This window comes from Mycobacterium sp. M23085 (assembly GCF_045343915.1).
Taxonomy (GTDB): Bacteria; Actinomycetota; Actinomycetes; order Mycobacteriales; family Mycobacteriaceae; genus Mycobacterium.
The window spans coordinates 4563361-4585746 of record NZ_CP174280.1 but is presented as its reverse complement, the minus strand read 5'-3'; the positions used below and the strand labels follow the sequence as shown (position 1 = coordinate 4585746).

18 protein-coding genes are annotated in these 22386 nt (G+C 67.1%); 10 read left to right on the top strand and 8 right to left on the bottom strand.

Annotated elements, in window-relative coordinates:
- The first annotated feature begins 220 nt into the window (after positions 1 to 220).
- Together ACIUM1_RS21615 and ACIUM1_RS21610 are read left to right on the top strand one after the other, a co-directional pair.
- Positions 221 to 1483, top strand: a complete 1263-nt coding sequence (locus ACIUM1_RS21615) for a M20 family metallopeptidase (protein ID WP_406814591.1) — start codon at positions 221 to 223, stop codon at positions 1481 to 1483.
- Positions 1484 to 1532: 49 nt separating this feature from the next.
- Positions 1533 to 2036: a SixA phosphatase family protein gene (locus ACIUM1_RS21610; protein WP_406814590.1), complete on the top strand. Its 504-nt coding sequence runs from the start codon at positions 1533 to 1535 to the stop codon at positions 2034 to 2036.
- 6 nt (positions 2037 to 2042) lie between these two features.
- Here the strand turns inward: ACIUM1_RS21610 and ACIUM1_RS21605 are convergent, their stop codons facing one another.
- Positions 2043 to 2567 (bottom strand): DUF3558 domain-containing protein, encoded by a 525-nt coding sequence (locus ACIUM1_RS21605; protein WP_406814589.1) that lies wholly within the window; start codon positions 2565 to 2567, stop codon positions 2043 to 2045.
- A gap of 44 nt (positions 2568 to 2611) precedes the next feature.
- Positions 2612 to 3169 carry a DUF3558 domain-containing protein gene (locus tag ACIUM1_RS21600; RefSeq protein ID WP_406814588.1) on the bottom strand — a complete coding sequence of 186 codons (558 nt, stop codon included), beginning with the start codon at positions 3167 to 3169 and terminating at the stop codon, positions 2612 to 2614.
- A 181-nt stretch (positions 3170 to 3350) separates the two neighbouring features.
- On the opposite strand from ACIUM1_RS21600, the gene ACIUM1_RS21595 reads away from it, so the two are divergent.
- The 5 genes from ACIUM1_RS21595 to ACIUM1_RS21575 all read left to right on the top strand — a co-directional run bounded on the left by ACIUM1_RS21595 (position 3351) and on the right by ACIUM1_RS21575 (position 9851).
- Positions 3351 to 5117: an ABC transporter ATP-binding protein gene (locus ACIUM1_RS21595; protein ID WP_406814587.1), complete on the top strand. Its 1767-nt coding sequence runs from the start codon at positions 3351 to 3353 to the stop codon at positions 5115 to 5117.
- Positions 5114 to 7021: an ABC transporter ATP-binding protein gene (locus ACIUM1_RS21590; protein WP_406814586.1), complete on the top strand. Its 1908-nt coding sequence runs from the start codon at positions 5114 to 5116 to the stop codon at positions 7019 to 7021. The genes ACIUM1_RS21595 and ACIUM1_RS21590 overlap by 4 nt, the downstream gene beginning before the upstream one ends.
- 131 nt (positions 7022 to 7152) lie before the next feature.
- Positions 7153 to 7497: a DUF732 domain-containing protein gene (locus tag ACIUM1_RS21585; protein ID WP_406814585.1), complete on the top strand. Its 345-nt coding sequence runs from the start codon at positions 7153 to 7155 to the stop codon at positions 7495 to 7497.
- Positions 7498 to 7666: 169 nt separating this feature from the next.
- Positions 7667 to 8359 carry a hypothetical protein gene (locus tag ACIUM1_RS21580; protein WP_406814584.1) on the top strand — a complete coding sequence of 231 codons (693 nt, stop codon included), beginning with the start codon at positions 7667 to 7669 and terminating at the stop codon, positions 8357 to 8359.
- 301 nt (positions 8360 to 8660) lie between these two features.
- The gene (locus ACIUM1_RS21575) at positions 8661 to 9851 is read left to right on the top strand and encodes a BTAD domain-containing putative transcriptional regulator (protein WP_406814583.1); all 1191 of its coding nucleotides are present in this window, start codon (positions 8661 to 8663) and stop codon (positions 9849 to 9851) included.
- Between the two features lie 23 nt (positions 9852 to 9874).
- On the opposite strand, the gene ACIUM1_RS21570 is transcribed toward ACIUM1_RS21575, so the two are convergent.
- The 3 genes from ACIUM1_RS21570 to ACIUM1_RS21560 all read right to left on the bottom strand — a co-directional run bounded on the left by ACIUM1_RS21570 (position 9875) and on the right by ACIUM1_RS21560 (position 13356).
- Entirely contained in the window at positions 9875 to 10459 is a 585-nt protein-coding gene (locus ACIUM1_RS21570; RefSeq protein WP_406814582.1) for a hypothetical protein, read from the bottom strand.
- A gap of 316 nt (positions 10460 to 10775) precedes the next feature.
- Positions 10776 to 11939 carry an adenylate/guanylate cyclase domain-containing protein gene (locus ACIUM1_RS21565; protein ID WP_406817799.1) on the bottom strand — a complete coding sequence of 388 codons (1164 nt, stop codon included), beginning with the start codon at positions 11937 to 11939 and terminating at the stop codon, positions 10776 to 10778.
- Between the two features lie 31 nt (positions 11940 to 11970).
- The gene (locus tag ACIUM1_RS21560; RefSeq protein WP_406814581.1) at positions 11971 to 13356 is read right to left on the bottom strand and encodes an amidase; all 1386 of its coding nucleotides are present in this window, start codon (positions 13354 to 13356) and stop codon (positions 11971 to 11973) included.
- Positions 13357 to 13439: 83 nt separating this feature from the next.
- Here ACIUM1_RS21560 and ACIUM1_RS21555 point away from each other — a divergent pair, with 83 nt between their 5' ends.
- A complete protein-coding gene (locus tag ACIUM1_RS21555) occupies positions 13440 to 13874 on the top strand; it encodes an HIT family protein (RefSeq protein WP_406814580.1) in 435 nt (144 codons plus the stop codon).
- A gap of 197 nt (positions 13875 to 14071) precedes the next feature.
- The gene (locus ACIUM1_RS21550) at positions 14072 to 18025 is read left to right on the top strand and encodes a diguanylate cyclase domain-containing protein (protein WP_406817798.1); all 3954 of its coding nucleotides are present in this window, start codon (positions 14072 to 14074) and stop codon (positions 18023 to 18025) included.
- On the opposite strand, the gene ACIUM1_RS21545 is transcribed toward ACIUM1_RS21550, so the two are convergent.
- Genes ACIUM1_RS21545 through ACIUM1_RS21535 form a run of 3 tightly spaced genes read right to left on the bottom strand, consistent with a single transcriptional unit; the run spans position 18022 to position 21062 of the window.
- On the bottom strand, positions 18022 to 19053 hold the full coding sequence (locus ACIUM1_RS21545) for an LLM class flavin-dependent oxidoreductase (RefSeq protein WP_406814579.1): 1032 nt from the start codon (positions 19051 to 19053) through the stop codon (positions 18022 to 18024). The two genes, ACIUM1_RS21550 and ACIUM1_RS21545, sit on opposite strands and share 4 nt — an antisense overlap.
- Before the next feature lie 54 nt (positions 19054 to 19107).
- Positions 19108 to 20238: an FAD-binding protein gene (locus tag ACIUM1_RS21540; protein ID WP_406814578.1), complete on the bottom strand. Its 1131-nt coding sequence runs from the start codon at positions 20236 to 20238 to the stop codon at positions 19108 to 19110.
- On the bottom strand, positions 20235 to 21062 hold the full coding sequence (locus tag ACIUM1_RS21535; protein ID WP_406814577.1) for a uracil-DNA glycosylase: 828 nt from the start codon (positions 21060 to 21062) through the stop codon (positions 20235 to 20237). The genes ACIUM1_RS21540 and ACIUM1_RS21535 overlap by 4 nt, the downstream gene beginning before the upstream one ends.
- 69 nt (positions 21063 to 21131) lie before the next feature.
- Here ACIUM1_RS21535 and ACIUM1_RS21530 point away from each other — a divergent pair, with 69 nt between their 5' ends.
- Entirely contained in the window at positions 21132 to 22379 is a 1248-nt protein-coding gene (locus tag ACIUM1_RS21530; protein WP_406814576.1) for an MFS transporter, read from the top strand.
- The last annotated feature ends 7 nt before the right edge of the window (positions 22380 to 22386 follow it).

Genomic DNA, 22386 nt, shown 5'->3' with positions numbered 1-22386 from the left:
CGGCGATCCCGGCCGACTCCCGCTCGGCGCGTGCCATCCGGCGCAAGGCCCTGCGACGCACCCGGGGACTGCTCGCGACCCGAGCTCCACTTGAGTTGGGCGACCCCTCGACCGCCCGCACGGAGCTCTGGTTGCCGCGACGGCTACCAACGTGCACGGTGTAGAGCGGGCGGTGTAGCCGCAACGGCCGCTGACGCGCTGTCCCGTGATCGGAGGAAGGGTGAGCACCGCATCGAATGCAGCCGCCGTGTTGAGTGGCCTCGCCGAAATCCGCTCCTGGCAGGAGACCCTCTACCGCGACATCCACCAACACCCCGAACTGTCTCATCAGGAGTATCGGACCGCCAACCTTGCCGCCGACCGGCTGCGCAGATCGGGCTACGAGGTCCGTGACTCGATCGGCGGTACCGGCGTGGTCGGCATCCTGCGCAACGGCAGCGGCCCCACCGTGCTGATGCGCGCCGACATGGACGCGTTGCCCGTTCAGGAAGCCACCGGCCTTCCTTACGCCAGTACCGTGCGCGCCACCGACGCCGCCGGTAACGAGGTGCCGGTCATGCACGCCTGCGGCCACGATGTCCATGTCACCTGCTTGCTCGGCGCCGCCGCATTGTTCGCCGACGCAACGCAGCGTTGGAACGGAACCGTGATTGCGCTGTTTCAACCGGCCGAGGAAGTCGGCGACGGTGCCCGCGGCATGGTCGATGACGGGCTGGTCGAGGCGATTCCGGCCGTCGATGTTGCCCTGGCCCAGCATGTGCTTCCGGCCCCGGCAGGGCTCGTCGGCACCCACCAAGGCCCTGTGCTCTCCGCCGCCGACAGCATGCGCATCACCGTCTACGGCCGTGGTGCCCACGGTTCGATGCCACAGGCGGGCGTCGACTCGGTGGTGCTCGCGGCGATGATCGTGGTCCGCCTGCAAACAATCGTCTCGCGGGAGGTCGCTCCCACCGATACCGTCGTCGTGACGATAGGAAGCATCCACGCGGGCAGCAAAAGCAATGTCATCGGTGACCATGCCGTGCTGGAGTTGAATCTTCGCACCTACGACGAATCCGTACGCAACACCGTACTCGACGCGATCCGGCGCATCGTCATCGCGGAATGCCAGGCATCGAACTCGCCAAAAGAACCCGAATTTGAGCTCTACGAACGCTTTCCGCTCACTGTCAACGATGGCGGCGCCACCGACCGGGTGAACGACGCGTTCGGCGGATATTTCGGCGAACGGCTCAAACCAATGGCGGCCCAGTCAGCCAGTGAGGACTTCAGCGACATTCCGAATGCGCTGGGGGTGCCCTATACCTATTGGGGCATTGGCGGAATCGACGAGCAGCAATACCGGAGGGCGGCAGATGCCGGGCGGGTCTCTTACGACATCCCGGTCAATCACGCACCGACGTTCGCCCCCGTCATCCAACCCACCCTCGACACCGGCACTCAAGCACTGGTCGTCGCCGCACTGGCGTGGCTGGCCGGCTGACCACGCGGCGTAGTTGACCGGGCCGTCGCGCCGATTAATCTGACTTGTCGTGACTGGCCAGCGCACACTGCTGTTGATGCGGCACGCGAAGTCCGATTACCCGCCCGGTGTCGCCGACCATGACCGGCCGTTGGCCCCGCGCGGCGTCCGACAGGCCGGGCTCGCCGGCGACTGGCTGCGTGCCAACGCGCCCACCGTCGACGCCGTGCTGTGCTCCACGTCGACGCGCACCCGGGAGACGCTGCTGAACACCCGCATCGATGCGCCGGTCCGGTTCAGCGAGCGCCTCTATGCGACCACCCCGGGCACGATGATCGAGGAGATCAACGCGGTGGACGACGGCATCAGCACCCTGCTCGTTATCGGCCACGAGCCGACGATGTCCACGCTTGCGCTGGGACTCGGCGGTGCCAGAGATACGAATACCGTTGCCGCAGAACAAATCTCAGCAAAATTCCCAACATCGGCGATCGCCGTTCTCACCGTGCCGTGTGCGTGGAAGCAGCTGGAGCTCGGGATGGCGACGCTGATCGCCTTCGAGGTGCCGCGGTAGCCCCGGTCAGGAGTTGGTGGCCAGCGTCAGCTCCATCAGCTTGATGGCCTGTCCGCACGCGTCGATGCCCGGCGCCTGCGGGTTGATCCACCACCCGACCACCCCGGCGGCGTCGCTGGCCACGCCGCACGCACCGTTCGCGTCGTCGGGCCGCATCACGATGGAGTCGATGCCGGCGATCGAGCGCGTCTCGATCTTGTACTTCAAGAATTCGGCGACCTTGCGTTCGTTGCTGAGGCTGCCCTGCTCGAACCAGAACCGGGTGATGTCGATCAGACCGGCCGGGTTGGCCGCCTGCCAGCGGCAGATCGCCCCGACGAACGTGCTTTGAATGTCCAGTGGGTCCGCGCCCACCGTCTTGGCCAGGATGTCGCTGGTCAAGACCTCACATTCCTTGAGCAGGTTCGGATACTGCTGCTGGGAATTGTTGTTGCGTGGCACATTGCCGCCCGCCTTGACGGCGTTGCCCCCGATCGATCGGGAACAGCCGGTCAACACCAACAGCGCCGCGATCAGCACGGTCGCGGCCATGCGGGCGGTCCTTCTGCTCCGCGATCCGGCGTGCATCGAGGCCATCATTTCGAGTTCGCAATCGATTGACGAGCCAGTTCTTTCGCGATGTCACACGGCGGCGGGAACGGCTTCTGACTGAAACTGATCGACCACTCGATGAAGTCGTCCTGGAACTGGATGCCCACCTCACACAGTGAGTCACCCAGGTTGGGCTCGTTGCCGACGGCGATGAAACCGCCGTGGCCGTCGATGTTGATGTCATCGACGCTGGATCGGGAAAGCTCCTCGGTTTTGCGTTCGCGACCGATAGGGCTGCCGCGATACCAGGAGAAGGAGAAGTGCGGGCCGAGGATGCCGCCGCCCGCGAGCCACTGGCACCCGACGGAGTTGCGGGCGGTGTTGATCAGGCCGGTCACCTTGGTGAGCTCCGCCACGGTCTGGTCGCTGATGCCGCCGCACTGCGGGAACATCGCACCGTGGCTGCCCTGGCCGTTCTGCGGTGCCGACGACGACGCCGCTCCCGGTTTGTTGCCGCCGGAATCCGAGCAGCCCGTGGCCGTGGGGACCAGGATCGTCAATGCTGACGCCACGAGAGCCAGCGCCCTCGTGTCACGCCGCACCGCTACCCTGCTTCCGTTCCGCCCGCTGCTGGTCCACACGATGCACTGTAGCGGCAGCCCAGCGGGTCAACCACCGACGCGCCTGAGCAGCTATTTCGGGGCCGTCAACATATGTGGGTGGAGATTGACCGTCCGGCGGTTGGCCGGGTGGTCCGGGCGGACGGTGTGCGACAGTTACCCAATGCTCCTGGCACTGCTGCGCCAGTACATCCGGCCGTACCGACGGCTGGTGGCGGTGTTGATGGTGCTGCAACTGGTCAGCAACCTCGCGTCGCTGTATTTGCCGACGGTCAACGCCGCCATCATCGACGAGGGCGTCGCCAAGGGCGACACCACCACGATCGTCCGGCTCGGCATGGTGATGCTCGGGGTCACCGCACTGCAGGTGTTGTGCTCGGTCGGGGCGGTCTATTTCGGTTCGCGCACCGGAATGGGCTTCGGCCGCGACCTGCGCGCGGCGATGTTCGAACACGTCACCACCTTTTCTGAGCACGAGACCGCCCGCTTCGGGGCGCCGACGCTTCTGACGCGCAGCACCAACGACGTCCGGCAGATCCAGTACCTGGTCCAGATAGCCGGCACCGTGCTCGTGACGGCCCCGATCATGTGCCTCGGCGGGATCTTCATGGCGGTCCGCCAGGAGGCCGCGCTGACGTGGCTGCTGTTGGTCAGCGTGCCGATCATGGCGGTGGCCAACTACTGGGTGATGTCGCACATGCTGCCCCTGTTCCGCCGGATGCAGGGCCTGATCGACGCCATCAACCGGGTGCTGCGTGACCAGCTGGCCGGAGTCCGCGTCGTCCGGGCGTTCGCCCGGGAAGATTTCGAGCGTGACCGCTTCGCGCGGGCCAACACCGCGCTGTCGCATACCGCACTGACCGCGGGCAACTGGCAAGCGTTGATGCTGCCGGTGACCACGCTGACCATCAATGTGTCCAGCGTCGCGCTGATCTGGTTCGGCGGGTTGCGCATCGACCGGGGCCAGATGCAGGTCGGCTCGTTGACGGCATTCCTGGCCTACTTCACCCAGATCCTGATGGCGGTGTTGATGGCGACAATGACGCTGGTGGTGTTGCCGCGGGCCTCCGTGTGCGCCGAACGGATCGCTGAGGTGCTCGCCACCCGCCCGGCCGTCACCGATCCCCCGAACCCGCGTTCCCCGCGCGGCGCGATCACCGGGACGGTGCGTTTGGACGGTGCGACGTTCACCTATCCCGGCGCCGATCGCCCAGTGTTGCAAGGCATTTCATTGACGGCGCGACCCGGAACCACCACCGCCATCGTCGGCAGCACCGGTTCGGGCAAATCGACACTGGTCTCGCTGATCTGCCGGCTCTACGACGTGACCGGGGGCGCGGTGTCGATCGACGGCATCGACGTCCGCGACTACCAGACCGAGCGGCTGTGGTCGGCGATCGGGCTGGTTCCCCAGCGCGGCTACCTGTTTTCCGGGACCGTCGCGGACAACCTGCGGTACGGCGCCGCCCCGCACCAAGCGGTCACCGACGACCAGATGTGGGAAGCGTTGCGGGTGGCCGCCGCGGATGATTTCGTCCGCGCCCATGACGACGGGCTGCGCATGCGGGTGGCCCAGGGCGGCATCAACTTCTCCGGCGGACAGCGGCAACGACTCGCCATCGCCCGCGCGGTCATCCGCCGCCCGGCGATCTATTTGTTCGACGACTCGTTCGCCGCGCTCGATGCCCGCACCGACGCGCGGGTCCGCGCCTCACTGCGCGAAACATCAGGTGACGCCACCGTTATCATTGTGACACAACGCATTTCGATCGCGGCTACCGCCGACCAGGTGATCGTGATCGACAACGGGAATCTGGTGGGTGCGGGCAGCCACGAATCTCTGCTCGCCGATTGCGCGACCTACGCCGAGTTCGCCGACTCGCAGTCGGTCGGCGCAGTGCGCTCGGCGCAAGCCGGGGGTGCGCCGTGACCCGCGCGACCGCCACGGCACCCGGCCGGCCCGCCCCCGTCATCCGTTCCAGCGACTTTTGGGGCTCGGCCGTCCGCCTGGTGAAACGGCTTGCGCCGCAACGACGGCTGTGCGCCGCCGTGATCACGTTGGGAATCACCGGCACGGCGATCGGGGTGGTTGTTCCGCGGATCCTGGGGCACGCCACCGACCTGCTGTTCAACGGGGTGATCGGGCGGCAGCTGCCCGCCGGGATCACCAAGACGCAGGCCGTCGCCGCCGCACGCGGCCGAGGCGCAAACACCTTCGCCGACTTGCTGTCCGGGATGAACGTGGTGCCGGGCCGCGGCGTGGACTTCGGGGCGGTCGCGCGCACGCTGGCGCTGGCGCTGGCCCTGTATCTGGTTTCCGCGCTGCTGATCTGGGTGCAGGCCCGGTTGCTCAACGTCACCGTGCAGCGCACCATGGTGGCGCTGCGTTCCGATGTCGAGGACAAGATTCACCGGTTGCCGCTGTCCTACTTCGATGGCCGCCAGCGCGGTGAACTGCTGAGCCGCGTCACCAACGACATCGACAACATCCAGTCGTCGCTGTCGATGACGATCAGCCAGCTGCTGACATCGGTGCTGACCGTGGCGGCGGTGCTGGTGATGATGCTGTCCATCTCGCCGCTGCTGGTGCTGATCACCGTGCTGACGGTGCCGCTGTCACTGTTGGCGACCCGGGCGATCGCGCGACGTTCCCAACAGCTGTTCGTCGCCCAGTGGACCAGCATCGGGCGCCTCAACGCCCACATCGAGGAGACCTACAGCGGTTTCACGGTGGTCACGACGTTCGGCCACCGGGCCGCGGCGCGCGAGCGATTCGGCGCCCTCAACGACGACGTTTACCACGCCAGCTTCGGCGCGCAATTCTTCTCCGGGCTGGTGGCGCCGGCGACCACCTTCATCGGCAACCTCGGCTACGTCGCCGTCGCCGTGGTCGGCGGCCTGCAGGTTGCCACCGGCCACGTCACCCTGGGCAACATCCAGGCATTCATTCAGTATGTGCGGCAGTTCAACTCGCCGCTGAGCCAACTGGCCGGGATGTACAACACCCTGCAGTCCGGGGCGGCCAGTGCCGAACGTGTCTTCACGCTGCTCGACGAGCCCGAGCTATCGCCGGATCCCCCGGCCCCCGCCCAAATCGGCGCGGCCGGCGCAAGCCCCGGTGGACGCGTCGAATTCGCGCGCGTGAGCTTCGCCTACCGCCCGGGCACCCCGGTGATCGAGGACCTGTTCATGGTGGCCGAACCGGGCAGCACGGTGGCGATCGTCGGGCCGACCGGAGCGGGCAAGACCACGCTGGTGAACCTGCTGATGCGGTTCTATGACGTCGACGCGGGCCAGATCCTGCTCGACGGGGTCGACATCACCACGATGGACCGCCGGTCGCTGCGGTCGCGAATCGGCATGGTGCTGCAGGACACCTGGCTGTTCGACGGGACGATCGCAGAGAACATCGCCTACGGACGTCCCGACGCCGGTGAGGACGAGGTGCTCGAGGCCGCGAAGGCCGCCTACGTCGATCGTTTCGTGCGGACGTTGCCGGCCGGCTACCAGACCCGAGTCAGCGGTGACGGCGGCAACATCAGCGCCGGCGAAAAGCAGCTGATCACCATCGCACGCGCACTCCTTGCCCGCCCGCAGTTGCTGATCCTCGACGAGGCGACCAGTTCGGTCGATACCCGCACCGAGGTCCTCATCCAGCACGCGATGTGCGAACTGCGCCGGGACCGCACGAGTTTTATCATCGCGCACCGGCTTTCGACGATCCGCGATGCCGACCGGATCTTGGTGGTCGAGGCCGGCCGGATCGTCGAACAAGGCAATCACATTGAACTACTCGCCCGGCGCGGCACGTATTACGAGATGACACAGACGTAATGCCGCGCGTCTGGCGGGCGCATTGATAAGCGGCCGCGATCGCTACCAAGAAGTTATTGAGAAGACACCAAGGAACAAACGAAACGCTGGGATCGTCCTATTCGGTAACGCACCTGAAAGGGGTGGCAGCAATGTTCTCCAGCCGCATCACGACGATCGCCACCACCGCCCTTGGCACCGCCGCCATCGGGCTTGCGGCCGTCGGCTTGGCCGGGACGGCCGCAGCCCGCGCCGTGCAGACCGGCGACGAGGCGTTCCTCAGCGAGATGCAAAGCCTCGGCGTCACTTTCCCGTCACCGCAAGCCGCCGCGGGAGTGGGCCACCAGGTATGCACCGAGCTGTCCGCCGGCAACACCCCGACCGCCGTCACAGTCAAGATCTTCCGGCACACCAACCTGACTCCGCCGCAGGCGGCCAATGTGGTCATCGCGGCAACCCACGCCTACTGCCCGCAATTCTCCGGGCAGCCCGCCTGAGCGCCATCGCGGCCCACGATGGGTTCGGTGAGCGGAATCCCCCATCTCATGCTGGAGCAAACCACCCGCCGGAGGGCTCCAAGGATTCGTAGAGAAGTCAAGAAGGTGGACGTTCGAAGCTCTTCTCAACACCCCCGCTCACCGCGAGGCAAGAGAGAAGAGGCCAACCGTGAAGACCGCCAACATCGCCAAGACCCTCACCTTCGCGGTGGCCGCCACCGCAGTCGCGCTCGGCCTGGCGGCACCGGCCGGCGCCGCGGCTTCACAGCTCACCTACGGCGACCCGGCCGCGGCCGCTCAGTTCTGGCGCGAGCAGCAGTACGACGACTGCGTGCTCATGTCGAGTGCCGACGTCATCGGCGAGATCACCGGCACGCAGCCCTCCGAGCACGACATCATCGAAAAGGCTCAATCGACGCCCAGCGTCGTACACGCCGGCCCGATCTACACCAAGCCCGTCGCCATCGGCAATCCGGAATCGGGCCCGGGAGCAAACACGGCGGACATCCCCGAACTGCTCGCCCAATACAAGATCGGCGCGGTCGCCAGCGATAAGGATGACGTCGCACAGACCGGCGCCCCGTCGGGAATCGTCGGCATCGAACGTGCGCTGGCCGCCGGTCACAAGGTGATCGTCAGCCTCAACGCCGAACTCATCTGGCACCAGCCGGTCGAACAGAAAGACAAGAACGGCCGGCCCGAGTCCAATCACGCCGTGGTGGTGACGGGTGTGGATACCGTCGCCGGCATGGTCCATCTCAACGACAGCGGCACGCCGGAGGGCCGCAACGAGCAAATCCCCGTCCAGCTCTTCGTCGAGTCCTGGGACACCAGCAACCAGTTGATGGTCGTCACCACCTGAACCGGACCCCGATTCGCCGCACGCGGCGCGCAACGCCCTCGGGCGTGCGCGCCGCGTCGTCGCTATGTCTCGATGGTGCAATCCAATTCGCCCGCGCCAGCTACTATCGCTTTGGGCACGAACACCTTTCAGTCACTGGATCAACAGGGCAGTGTCCCAGCGGCCCGAGGAATTCGACGACATGCGGTCGGAGTTCGACGGATTATCGGGATTGTCAACGAATCCGCCCGGTTGGCGTCACAATCACACTCGTGACTTCATGGCATCCGACGCCGCGGATACGGAAAGGCTGGTAGGCGGGATGGCGGACGAACGTCTCGACCTCGGTCTGCTCGGACCGTTGCAGATGGGCGTTGACGGTGCCCTGGTGCCGCTGGGCACGCCCAAGCAGCGGGCGGTGCTGGCCCTGCTGCTGATGAACCGCAACAGCCCGGTCGGCGTCGACCGGCTTATCACGGGTCTGTGGGAGGAGTCGCCGCCGTCGGGGGCGCGGGCCAGCATTCACTCCTACGTGTCCAACCTGCGCAAGCTGCTCACCGGCGCCGGCGTCGACCCGCGCACCGTACTGGTCGCGGCCCCGCCGGGTTACCGGCTCAACATTCCCGATGACGCTTGCGATCTCGGCCGCTTCATCGCCGAAAAGACCGCCGGTGTGCACGCGGCCGCCGCGGGTCGCTTCGAACAGGCCAGTCAGCACCTGTCGGCCGCCTTGGCAGAATGGCGCGGCCCGGTGCTCGAGGACCTGCAGGAGTTCAGGTTCGTCGACGCCTTCAGCACTTCGCTCGTCGAGGAGAAGATCCTGGCCCACACGGCGCAGGCCGAGGCCGAAATCGCCTGCGGACGTGCGTTTACCGTGATCACCGAATTGGAAGCTCTAACGGCCGAACATCCTTACCGCGAGCAGCTCTGGGCACAGTTGATGAGCGCCTACTACCTCACCGACCGCCAGTCCGACGCGCTGGCGGCCTACCGACGCGTGCAAAAGTCGCTCGCCGATGACCTCGGGATCGACCCGGGCCAAAACCTGCGTGCCCTCAATGACCGGATCCTGCGCCAAGAACCGCTGGACGCCAAGAAGAACGCGATGACGACCGCGGCGGTCGCGATCACCGTCCTCGAGCACTACACGAACGACAAGAAGGCGGTCGCGTATTTGCACGAGGCGTCCGGGCGCAGCTATCCGCTGCAAGGCTCGACAACGATTGGGCGGCTCAGCGACAACGACATCGTCCTCGACTCCCCCAAAGTCAGCCGCCACCATGCCGTCATCGTCGACACCGGAGGCGGGTACATCATCGAAGACCTGCGGTCCTCCAACGGAGTGCGCGTGCAGGACCAACGCATCCGCTCGGCGGCCACCCTGCAAGACGGCGACCGCATCCGGATCTGCGACCACCAATTCACGTTCCAGATCGCCGCTGACAACGACGACGGGGGCCAGTACCTCGACAAGATCGTGGGCAAGATCGACAGCGAGAAGCCGGAAGGCTAGCCGGCCGTGCCGTTAAGGCCTTGTCACGACTGAAGATCCGGGCCCTGCGCGCGCAGGTCGTCGACCGCCGACATCGCGCCGCGCAATTTGGCCAGCCACTCCTCGGCGTGTTCACCGACCAGCTTCACCGACCACGCGAGGGCGTCGGCACGGGAACGGGCGACGCCGGCATCGACCAACGTATCGAGCACCTGGCGTTCGGGTTGCTTCAGTCGCGTCATGACCGGTACCGCGATGTGAGTGAACAGAATTCGCTCGGTGCCTGCCGTAGAACCGACCTCGACGCCCCAGGACACCTTGCGTCCGTAGCGATCCTGCGCTTCGTCGGCGATGTGCATTCGCTCCGACCGGGTGTCTTCGCGGAATCGTGAGGCCCGACCGGCCGCGCGGGCCTCGCTGGCTTCGCCCTCCGCACTCGCCGGCTCCGGGAGTTTGCCGATGACGGTGATCTCCTCGCGGTCGACGACCACCGTCGGGTCGCCGTCGAACCAGTCTTCCGGAAGGCGCCCGGCGAACCATTCCGCGGCGTCGCTGGCATCGGGTTGCTGGGCTTGCTGCCAGCCCCCGGGCCGGCCATACCGCCGTTGGGCGTGATGATGAGCTTTCATGATTACATGATTACACCGTTACAGAGGCCAAGGAATAGCTTTCACCGGCAGCGAAACGACGGACGGTACGCGGAGCCACTTCCGCCACCGCTCAGGTGCTAGCGGGGACCCGGAACGAGTGGGAAAAGCCGTTGATCCGGGCTGTTCGACGGCGTACTTTGGTTAACGAAGCAGGCCCGGAAGCGACCAATTCGAAGTGCCGGAACACGGGGTAGGAATCCGGCCGCGTAGGACACGCATAAGACGTAGTCACACGCCCCCTAGAGTCGCGCCGGGCCTGCCCTCGTGTCGGCAGCGTTGGGCCGGCGTGGCCGCTTCACTCACTGTCGCCGCGCCGGATGCGAAAGAGTTTCACCTCGCTCTTGATCCCCTTGAGGCGGCGGGCGCCGGCGAATGATCCGGAGAACTCCCCGCGGTCGCCGATGACGTCCCAGACCGAATCCGCGGCCAGAACCGTGCCGGGCCGCGCCACGTTGGTGATGCGGCTGGCCACGTTGACCGGGCTACCGAACCAATCACCCGCCCGGCTCACCGCCATGCCGGAGGCCACTCCGGCTCGCAACCTGGGAAAGTCGTTGTCGGTGTCGACGACTTCGACGAGCTTGAGGATGACGTCGAGCAACGGCAGCGGATCGGGGCAGACGAACATCACCGCGTCACCGATGGTCTTGATGAATCGCACCGGGGGCACGGCCATGTCCCGGGCGAGAATGGCGAGCCGGTTGGCCAGGTGCCCCAGCTCCTCGGGCGATACCGCCTCGCCGATCCTGGTGAACCCGACGAGGTCCGCAAAGGCAACCGTGATTTGGCGCGCTCCCGGGAGCGGCTTGCCGGCGGCGCGCTCGGCGGCGTTGATCGCTTCGGTCTCCATCATGTGACGCAGCTGCATGAACAACATGTGCTCGATCATCGGGCCCAGCATGGGCGCGATCTTGGACACCAAAGCCTTTGAACCCTGCGCTATTTCGAGCTCAGTTGCACCCGGACGCATGATCGCCGAAAGCGCTGTGTACCGCATGACTTCGGCGGCCCGGGACAGCCCCTCGGCGAGCACCCGAACCACCAGCACCAGCTGGTCGGGATCGAGCCCCAGCTCGAGGAACTGCTGGGTGAACGCGGCGGCTTCACCGTCGGCGCGCATGTGCACGACCGCGTCGGGGTCGTCCACCCGGACCAGGCCGATCGCGCGCTGCACCCGTTGCAGCAGCTCCAGGTCGATACCGTGTGCCTCGCTGATCTCGCGGGTGGACACGTAGGTGCCGTCGTCGCCGAGGAGGTGTCGGGTGGCCAGCAGCAGCGGCGGGTTGGCCGTGCGGATCTCCTCGGCGGTGATCCCTTGGTCGAGCAGCCACTGCAGCAGTTCGGCGCGCTCGGTTCGGGCGCTTCCGTCGAGCCCCTCGAGCAGCTCGTCGATGTTGTGGTCGGCCGCGTCCTGCACGTCGTCAACGTACAACGCGGGCCAGCCATGATGTGAGGCGATGGGCGCACCGCTGCTGCGCGGCGATAAGCCGCTACGAAACCGGCGGTCGACGCAGGGCCCACGGGCGGGCGGCTTCGATCTGCGCCGACAGTGACAGCAAGGTCGCTTCGTCATACGGCCTGCCGACGAGTTGCACCGAGATTGGCAGGCGGTCTGCGTCGAAGTCCCATGGAACGACCGCCGCGGGCTGTCCGGTGAGGTTCCAAATCTGTTGATAGGGAACGTATCGGCCGACCCTCAGCAGTGTCGACACGGCGCCGCGCCGTTGGTAGGCGCCGATGCGTGACGGGCCCGTTGCGGTGCCGGGGGTGACGACGACATCGACGTCGTCAAAGATCGCCTGAATCCGCGAGATCACGCCGCCCTCGTTCGCTCGGATGGCCTCCATCCGCCGGTCGGAGAAGAAGGACCCCAACCGGGCCATGTTGCGGGTTCGCGTTTCCAGCCGTTCGGGATGGGCCAGGGCGTCCGCGTCATCGCAGATACCGCGCAAATAGCGGGGCAGGTAGTTGGCGAGCATCGCCGAGGCCGGATATTCGGGGTCGGCCGCGATGACGTCATGGCCGAGGTCGCGGAGCAACGCACCCGCCTGGTCGACCGCCGTCAGCTCCGCCTTGCCGACCCTGACCGGCAGTGGCGTTGGGACCTTGGTGCTCAATGCAATTCGCAACCGGCCGGGACTGCGCCCCGCCGCCGTCACGAACTCCCCTTCGGGACCCGGCACCGTCGAGGTCGCATCCAGGAAGACGGCCGCGTCCATCACCGTCCGCGCGATCGGGCCGTTGACGCTCAGCCCGTACCAGGCGTCGTCGTGCGGTTCCAACGACACGCGGTCGCGTTGCGGTTTCAGGCCGAACAGGCCGCACCAGGTCGCCGGGATGCGAATCGAACCGCCCCCGTCGGATCCCAACGCCAGCGACGCCAGCCCGGCGGCGACCGCGGCGGCACTCCCGCCACTACTGCCGCCCGGGGTCCGGGTGGGGTTCCACGGATTACGCGTAGCCCCAAAGGTCATCGACTCGGTGTAGGGCAGCATCATCAGCTCGGGCACATTGGTCTTGCCGATGATCACGGCGCCGGCGGCTCGCAACCTGCGCACCACCTCCGCGTCGGAGGTGACGGCGGGCCGGTGTCCCCCGCTGCCAAAGGTCGTCACCTCCCCGGCGACGTCGACATCGTCTTTGATCGCGATCGGGACGCCGAGCAGTGGCAACCGTTCGCCCGCCTCCAGCCGCTCCTGCGCCACGGCGGCCTCGTATCGAGCTTGATCGGCGAGCACCACGCGATAACAACGCAGCTGGCTGTCCAGCCGCGCGATCCGCTCCAAGAACATCTCGAGCAACTCCGGCGCGGTGAGTTCACCGTTGGCCAGCATGCGCGCATGTGCCGCCGCGCCGGCGAAGGCGAGATCGTCCACCGCGGCAGCGTATCGGAGAGAACCGCGGCGGCCCAGGATGGTCTCGGCGTGGTGGTGGCGCCGCAGCCAGTACCGTGGGCGACATGTCCTGCGTGTTCTGTGCGATCGTCGCCGGCGAGGCTCCGGCCATCCGAATCTATGAGGACGACGACTACCTGGCCATCCTCGACATCCGCCCATTCACCCGCGGCCACACGTTGGTGCTACCGAAACGGCACAGCGTCGATCTCACCGATACCCCACCGGAGACGCTGGCCGGGATGGCCGTCTTGGGCCAACGCATCGCCCGGGCCGCGCGCACCGCCGAATTGGCGGACGCCACCAACATCGCCGTCAACGACGGCCGCGCCGCTTTCCAGACCGTGCTCCATATTCATCTGCATGTCTTGCCCCGGCGCAACGGCGACAAGCTGTCGTTAGCCAAGGGCATGCTGGTGCGCCGCGACCCGGACCGGGACGCCACCGGCCATATTCTGCGGACCGCGCTGGCCCGCATCGATGCGAGTCGGCCGGACTGAGCCGACCGGCGGCATCGCGGCAACCGGGGTTCGTCGGCGGCCCGGTTGCCTGACCGGTCCCAGCCGATCACGCCTACGCCCGCACCAACCTGGCAAAAGCCCCACTTGGCTCACCTCAGCAGCGGTTTAATGCCCTGTAACTCGTGGTGAAGTTGTTCGTTTCTTCGCCACACAGCAGGGGAGCGGCTGGTGCGGTGATGAAACGCTGGGCGGTGAATCCGTGGCGGCAGTCCGGGGTGCCCGCACGCACGGCCTGGCTGCTCGCCGCCGTCTACGGCGTCGCCGAGTTGCTGGTCTTGCTGTCCTCGCTGCGGGGGTGGCGTGGCCCCTACGGGACGTGGCCCATCAACGAGTGCGTCGTCGCCGTATCCCTGATCTTCGCGGCGATATGCGCCGGTCGCGCGGCCCGCAGCACGGACGGGCGGCGGCAGCGATACGGCTGGCTGGCGCTGGTGACGGCCCTGCTCGGGTGGACGGTGGGTGAGGGTATCTGGGCGGTTTACGACGTGCGACCGGAACTCGACCACGCCGCAAACCCGGCGGCGGCCGAGATCGTGCTGCTGTTGTATCCGTTCGGCGCCATGGTGTCGTTGGTGCTGCTGTCCAAGCTGTCACGCCACAGTCCCCGGCGGCTACTGCTCGACGGTCTGATCGTGGCGACGTCGCTGTTCGTCATCTCCTGGGTATTCGTGGTCGAAACGCAGCTACGGCAGCACACCGGCACCCGGTTGGCGACGCTGGCGGAAATCTTCAGCGACATCGTCCTGCTGACGACGGCGATCCTGATGCTGTCGCGAGCGCAGCCCGGCGAACGGCCCAGCCGGACCCTCGCCACCGGCGGCGTCGCGACGATCGCCATCGCCGACATGGTGATGGTCTTCTATACCGGCATCGGCAGTTACCACACCGGCGGCGTCGGTGACCTGATCCGGGTGGCGGGATTGGGGATGTTCGCGCTGGCGGCGGTGGCCGCCGTGCACGAGCACCCGGCGCCGGCGTCGCCGGACGACATCGAGTTCCGTGCCCGGTTGTGGCTGCCCTATCTGCCGTTGATCCTGGCAGCCGGGGTGGGCTGGGCGCACGTGGCGGGCAATTCGGTGCATGATCCGATGCTCGCCGGGCTGGGCATTCTCGTGGCCGCCGTCTTGGCCCGGCAATTCGTCGTCTTGGTCGAGAACCAGAATCTGTTGTCAGAAGTCGCGCGGGAGGCCTTCCGCGACCACCTGACCGGCCTGGCCAACCGGGCCCTCTTCCTGCACCGGCTGGAACAGGCCGTCGCGCGTAGGCACCCCGACGGCACACCCATCGCGGTGTTGTGCCTGGACCTCGACAATTTCAAGTCGGTCAACGACGCCCTGGGACATCCGGCCGGTGACGAACTCCTGGTCCGGGTGGCCGACCGGCTCACCGCGGCGCTGGGCGAACAGGGCACCATCGCCCGGCTCGGCGGCGACGAATTCGCGGCGGTCATCGAGGCGTCCGTCGAGGAGTCGCAGTTGGTCGCGCATCGCATCCTGGACGCCTTCACCGGAGCCATTCTGATCGAAGGCATTCCGATCACGGTGCGGCCGAGCATCGGGTTCACCGTCGCCAGCGGCACGTCGAACTGCACGGTCGATCAGTTGCTGCGGCACGCCGACCTGGCCATGTACGCCGCCAAACGTGAAGGTGGCCAGTGCATCCGCAGCTTCATGCCCGACCGACCACTGCCGTATGCGTTTCCGGCGGCGCCGGGTTCCAACCGATCCGTCGCATCGCTTGCCGTTGGCGATGGCGGCGGAGATGCGCCGAGGGATTCTCCGGAGATCACCGACCTCACCACATCAGCCCCACCCCGGCTCGAGGATGTGCCCGACGCTGTCCATTGGCCGCCGCGGGATATCCGGGTCACCATCGCGCTGCTGGCGATCGGAGTCGTCGCCTTCGCCGTGTCCAGCGTCGTACGTCCGAACGCCGGGCACGGCATCTTTTCGGCGGCGGCGCTGTACACGGCGCTGACCGTGGTCGCGGCCGGGCTGATCGCCCTTCGCGCCTCCCGCGTCCCGACTGACCGGCTGGCGTGGGCGCTGATCGCCGCAGGCATGGCGTCCTCGGCCATCGGTGACGTGGTCTACGCCGTGTGGGTGCCCAGCGGGCGGTCCCCGTCGGTGGCCGATCCGGAATACCTCGCGTACTACCCCTTCGTCTACGCCGGGCTGCTGCTGCTCATGCGTGCCCGGCTCAAACGGCTGCCGATCCCGATTCAGCTCGATTCATTCATCTGCGCCTTGACGCTGACGGCGGTGGCGGCCGCCCTGACGGCGGGGCCGATCCGGGCTGCCGCGGTACGCGTCCCGGCGACCGTATGGGTGGGACTGGCCTACCCGTGGAGCGATCTGGTGCTCCTGGCCCTGGCTGCGGGCATGTTGCCGATCCTTGGCTGGCGCAATGAAATTCGCTGGGCACTGCTGTTGGCCGGTTTAGTCCTGTTTGCGGTCGCCGACGCGGCCTATCTCTTTGAGACGTCCGCCGGCTTGTATCGCGCAGGCTCCCTGCTCGATGCCTGCTGGGCGGCGTCGTCGTTGCTCATCGCGATGGCCAGCTGGTCCAGATCGTCATCGATCACGCCACCCCACCGAAGCCGATATGGGCCCTACGTCACTCCGGTGGTGGCCGCCCTGGTGGCGCTGGGCGTCATTGTGCTGGCGCATCATTCGCGACTCGCCGCGACGCTGGCGGCGTTGAGCCTGGTGGCGGCGGCCGGCCGGTTCGCGCTGACCTTCCGGGACGCGAGCCTGCAGGAGACGAACGACAAACTCGCCATGACCGACGAGTTGACGGCGCTGCCGAACCGGCGCTCGCTGACAACGGCCCTGACCGCGCTGCCCGTTTCACCGGCGCCGGCAACTCCATCGATACCGACCAGGGCATCCGTACGTCAGGCGCTGTTGTTGTTGAGCCTGAGCGATTTCCACGAGATCGCCGACTCTATCGGCAACCAGGTCGGCGACGAGCTGCTGTGCCACATCGCAAATCGACTGGCCGGCTGCGTCCGTCGCGACGATCTGCTCGCGCGGGTGGGTGAAGACCAATTCGCCGTCCTGCTCTCGGATGGCGCGAATCTCACCGCGGCCAGCGCTTCGGCGGGCCGGCTACTCGAAGCCCTAAGTGAGCCAATCGCTTTGGATCCGATCACGGTACAAGTGGACGCGCGCATCGCCATCGCGCTCTGCCCTGATCACTGCGACTCACCGCAAGAGCTGTTGACCCGCGCCGAAACCACGATGGCACACGCCAAATCAGCCCGCACCAAGATCGCGGTCTACGACTCCTCGTTCGAGGCTTACCGCGACAACGACCCAAGCCTCATCGAGGAATTGCGCACGGCGCTATTCGAATCCGATGAGCTGAAACTGCACTACCAACCCAAGATCGACGGTCGCGACGGCAGCGTGCACAGTGTCGAGGCGGTGCTGCGCTGGCAGCACCCCACCCGCGGGACACTGCTGCCTGAGGAGTTCCTCTCCGTCGCCGAACGTGCCGGGCTGATGCGCAAAATCTCCAACCGCACGCTCAGCATGGCGCTCGCGCAGGCCCGCTCGTGGCGCGGGGAAGGCATCCCGCTGACCGTCGCGGTGAACCTCTCGACGACCAATCTGCTGGACATCGAACTCGTCGGCACCGTGGAACGGATCCTGGCCAACCACGACTTGCCCGCCGACACCCTCATTCTCGAGATCACCGAGAGCGCACTGGTGAACTCCGCGCGCTCCCGCAACACCGTTGCAGCGCTCCAGGGCTTGGGAATCCGGATCTCGCTGGACGATTACGGCACGGGTTGGTCGTCATTGGCCCGCCTGCAAGAGGTTTCGGTCGACGAGCTCAAACTCGACCGGATCTTCGTGTCGCGGTTGGCCCAGGACGCCCGATCGGTCGCCATCGTGCGATCGACGGTGGCGTTGGCGTCTTACCTGGGCGCCGACCTCGTCGCCGAGGGAGTCGAGGACGAGGCCACCCTGAACGCCTTGCGGCGGTACGGATGCCACATCACCCAGGGCTTCGTGCACTGCCCGCCGCTGCCACCGGACGACCTGCGGGACTGGATCGCTGAGCACGCGCCGAGCACCGATCCCCATCGGTCCAGCGAGCGGGCGCGATCGCCCGAGGGCTAGAACAGCTCTTTGGCCAGTAACTCCAGCGTCGCGACTCGCGCCGGTGCGGTGTCGCGAGGGGTGCCGCGGCGAGCCGAGGCCACCGGGTTGACCATGACTTCGTCGACGTCGAACCGGTCGGCCAGTGCCCGGATCTGCTCCGCGGCGTCGGCCGGTGCCCCCACAACGGCCCGCCGCAGGCCGCTTTCGACAATGTGCTGTTGCTGTCCGGTCAGCTCGGCAACGGCGGCCTCCTCGACCAGGGGCACCGGTCCGAGCGGCTGCCCGGTCCGCAACCGGGCCATCATCTGTAGGTTGGGCACCATCAATGCTGTTGCCTCTTCCCGGCTTTCGGCCACCGCGGCGTTCACCGTGAGGAACGTCAGCGGCTCGGGCGTCAGCTCACTGGGCTTGAATCGCGAACGGTAGACCTCGAGCGCCTCTTCGGTCCCGTTGCCGGAGAAGTGGTGTGCGAACACGTATGGCAACCCCTTGGCGGCGGCCAGATGCGCCGAGTACATCGACGAACCCAGTAGCCACAGCCGAGGCTCGCCCGCCGCGGCCGGGGTCGCCTTGAGGGTGTAGTCACCCGAGCGCAGCGGAACCCGCACTCCGCGCGCGCTCATCAGCGCCGCCACGTCGTCGAGGTATTCGGGGAAGTTCTCGATGTCGCGATCGTCGCGACCGCCCCGCAACGCATACGACGTCACCGGATCCGAGCCGGGGGCCCGGCCGATGGCCAGGTCGATCCGGCCCGGGGCGGCGGCTTCCAGCAGCGCGAACTGCTCGGCGACCGCCAGCGGCGCGTGATTGGGCAGCATCACGCCGCCCGACCCGAGCCGCAGCTGCGACGTCTGCGCGGCCAGGTAGGCGAGCACCACCGGCGGGCTGGTGGCACCGACCGACGGCATGTTGTGGTGCTCGGCGACCCAGTAGCGGGTGAAACCCAGCCGGTCGGCGGCCTGCGCCAGTTGCACGGTGGCCGCCAGCGCGCTGCCGGTCGTCTGGTCGGTGCGCACCGGGATGAGATCAAGAACGGAAAGACGCACGCCGGCATCAACGCGTGCGCGCCCGCAAACGTTCCCGCTCCCCCGCGTCCGGGCTCAGTAATCCTTCAGGCTGATCGAGGCGACGATGCGATCGAACACCTCTTGCGGTATCGGCGCACCGCCCGGGATGTTGTCCACGACCAGCCATTGATTGCGCTTGACGTAGTCGCTGAACTCGCGGTGGTAGTCGGCGAAGCCGGTCTCATAGTCGACAGCGCCGCCTTGGCTGGCCGCCTTGAGTTCGCCGGCCAGGATGTAGGCGCCCAGCAGCGCCACACTGGTCCCCTGGCCGGACAGGGGTGAACAGCAGTACCCGGCGTCACCGACCAGCGCCACCCTGCCCCGCGACCAGCGATCCATCTTGATCTGCGACATCTCGTCGAAGTAGAAATCCGGTGCGGTCCGCATGTACTCCAGCAGTTGGGGGCGAACCCAGCCGTCGCCGGCCATCCGCCGCTCCAGCTCGGCGAACTGCGCCTCGGTGTCGCGGTAGTCGAGCCGCAGCTCGGTGTCCATGAAACCCAACATGGCCCGGGCCTCGGAGTTGTTGCGCGCGCTGTAGACCCCCGCCATGGTGGCGTCGCCGTAGTGCCAGGTCTGCCAATAGTCCAGGTCCAAAAAATTCGGCACCGTGAAGATGGCCGCGTGCGTGCCGAGCCTTTCGATGAAGTCGTCTTCGGGGCCGAAGACCAACCGCCGGACATTGGAGTGCAATCCGTCGGCGCCGATGACGAGGTCAAAATTGCGCGGCGCCGCGCGTTCGAAGGTGACGCGGACCGCGGCACCGTCGTCCTGCACGGCGGTGATGGTGTCATCGAATAGATATTCGGCCGTCCATTGGCTTGCGCCGTAGAGCAATTCGACCAAGTCGTCGCGCAACAACTCGATGTCGGGGCTGTCGATGCGTCCACCGGTTGGTGTGGCTTCGGTGTCCCGGGACAATTCGTTGCCGTCACGGTCGACGACGGAGGAACCCTGCATTTGCGTCTTGCGCTGCTGGGCGGCGCCCAGCAGCCCCATGCGCTCGAGCACCGTCAGCGCCGGCCCCCGCACATCGATCGCCTGGCCGCCCGGCCTGGGACCGCGGTGGCGCTCGACCACGGTCACCGAAAAGCCATGCCGCCCAAGCCAGAACGCCGCCGCCGTCCCCGCCACACTGGCGCCGGATACCAGAACTTCGGTCACTTGATCCCTGCCAGTCCTTTTGCCTCGCGGAAGACGTCGTCGAGCATTGCCGGTGTCAACCTACCGGTGAACATGTTTTGCTGGCTCGGGTGGTAGCAGCCGAGCAATCGCACCCCGGGCGCCAGGTCGGCGACGACGCCGTGGCCGAACCTGGGCTTGCGCCCGGCCGAGGTGCCCGGCAGCCGCAACGCGACCTGCCAGCCGAACCCGCCCAGGGCCACGACCACGCGAACATCCTCGGACACCAATCGCCACTCGGCCTGCAGCCAGGGCCAGCAAGTATCCCGCTCCTGCGGCGTCGGGGCGTTGGCGGGAGGCGCACATCGCACCGGTGCGACGATGCGAATTTTCGTGGTCCGCAACCCATCCGCTGCATCGACGCTGGTCGGCTGGTTCACCAGCCCGGCCCGGTACAGCGCCGCGTACAACTGGTCACCCGAACGGTCGCCGGTGAACATCCGTCCCGTCCGGTTGGCGCCGTGCGCGGCGGGCGCCAAACCGACAATCAGCAGCCGGGGTCGCGCTGACCCCCAACTGGGCACCGGCCGTCCCCAATACGGTTGGTCGGCAAAGGCGCGGCGTTTGACGACCGCGACGTCCTCGCGCCAGCTGACCAACCGCGGGCAGGCCCGGCAGACACTGACCAGTGCGTCGATTTCGGGAATCGAGCCGGCGCGTTCGGCGAGCTCGGCGACGGCCGCGGCGTCGGCCGCCACCGGGGTCTGCGGCGTTGCCGGATCACCCGGCCACCCGCTGCCGGCACCGACCGGAGAGCCGAACGCCTGACCGGTACGTGGGTGGGCGAGCACATGACCATCCTGCATTCCCCCGGGGTGACCACGAAATCCAGTGGCTCCCGCAGTCGGTTTGCGGTTACATTTCCCGCGATATCCATGAGCCATACGAGCCGCGGCCCGGCGTCCCTGATCCTGTTCGCGACGCTGCTTGCGACGACGGGCACCGGCATTTCGATCGTGGCCTTCCCATGGCTGGCATTGCAGCACCACGACAGCGCGAAGGACGCCTCGATCGTGGCCGCGGCCATGACGCTGCCGTTGGTGCTCTCCACGCTGATCGCCGGGACCGCGGTCGATTTCTTCGGGCGCCGTCGGGTGTCGCTGGTCTCCGATTCCCTGTCCGGCCTGGCGGTCATCGGTGTGCCGCTGACCGCCTGGTTCTTCGGCGCCGAAGCGATCAACGTGACCGAGTTGGCCGTGCTGGCTTTCTGCGCCGCCGCCTTCGATCCCGCCGGGACAACGGCGCGCCAGTCGATGCTGCCGGAGGCCGCCGCCCGCGCGGACTGGTCCCTGGACCGCACCAACAGCAGCTACGAGGCGATCCTGAATCTGGCCTTCATCCTGGGTCCCGGCATCGGTGGATTGATGATCGCCACGCTGGGCGGCATCAACACGATGTGGGTCACGGCGGGTTGTTTCAGCTTGTCCTTTCTCGCCGTTGCCGCGTTGCGGCTGGAAGGCGCCGGCCAGCCCCACCAGGCGAACCGCCCGGTGGGGCTGGCGTCCGGCGTCGCCGAAGGGATGCGGTTCGTCTGGAACCTGCGGGTGCTGCGCACCCTCGGCTTGATCGATTTGTTCGTCACCGCGCTGTACCTGCCCATGGAAAGTGTGCTGTTCCCAAAGTATTTCGCCGACCAGCACCAACCCGCTCAATTGGGTTGGGCGCTGATGGCCCTCGGGGTCGGCGGCGTGGTGGGCGCACTCGGCTATGCCGCGCTGTCGAAGTACACCCGGCGGCGCACGGCGGTGCTGACCGCAACCATCACCTTTGGTGCCGCGACGGCCGGCATCGCGTTCCTGCCGCCGTTGCCGGTGATCCTGGCGTTGTGCGGCGTCACCGGCCTGGTCTACGGCCCCATCCAGCCGATCTACAACTACGTCATGCAGACCCGCGCGCCGCATCGTCTCCGCGGTCGAGTGGTCGGGGTGATGACGGGCCTGACCTACGCCGCCGGACCGTTGGGGTTGCTGGTCGCCGGCCCGCTGGCCGACGCAGCCGGACTGAAGGTCACGTTCCTGGCGCTGGCGGTCCCGATCCTGCTGATCGGCCTGGTCGCCTGCCGGCTGCCGTCGCTGCGCGAGCTGGACCGCACGCCGGCGTTCGCCGAAGACCAGGACGCCTGACGCGGGC

Bases quoted from the DNA above. Each gene is read 5' to 3' on its own strand.
- ACIUM1_RS21530 (WP_406814576.1), top strand. From the start codon at position 21,132: ATGAGCCATACGAGCCGCGGCCCGGCGTCCCTGATCCTGTTCGCGACG.
- ACIUM1_RS21595 (WP_406814587.1), top strand. From the start codon at position 3,351: ATGCTCCTGGCACTGCTGCGCCAGTACATCCGGCCGTACCGACGGCTG.
- ACIUM1_RS21585 (WP_406814585.1), top strand. From the start codon at position 7,153: ATGTTCTCCAGCCGCATCACGACGATCGCCACCACCGCCCTTGGCACC.
- ACIUM1_RS21575 (WP_406814583.1), top strand. From the start codon at position 8,661: ATGGCGGACGAACGTCTCGACCTCGGTCTGCTCGGACCGTTGCAGATG.
- ACIUM1_RS21605 (WP_406814589.1), bottom strand. From the start codon at position 2,567: ATGGCCGCGACCGTGCTGATCGCGGCGCTGTTGGTGTTGACCGGCTGT.
- ACIUM1_RS21550 (WP_406817798.1), top strand. From the start codon at position 14,072: ATGAAACGCTGGGCGGTGAATCCGTGGCGGCAGTCCGGGGTGCCCGCA.
- ACIUM1_RS21570 (WP_406814582.1), bottom strand. From the start codon at position 10,459: ATGAAAGCTCATCATCACGCCCAACGGCGGTATGGCCGGCCCGGGGGC.
- ACIUM1_RS21555 (WP_406814580.1), top strand. From the start codon at position 13,440: ATGTCCTGCGTGTTCTGTGCGATCGTCGCCGGCGAGGCTCCGGCCATC.
- ACIUM1_RS21535 (WP_406814577.1), bottom strand. From the start codon at position 21,062: ATGCAGGATGGTCATGTGCTCGCCCACCCACGTACCGGTCAGGCGTTC.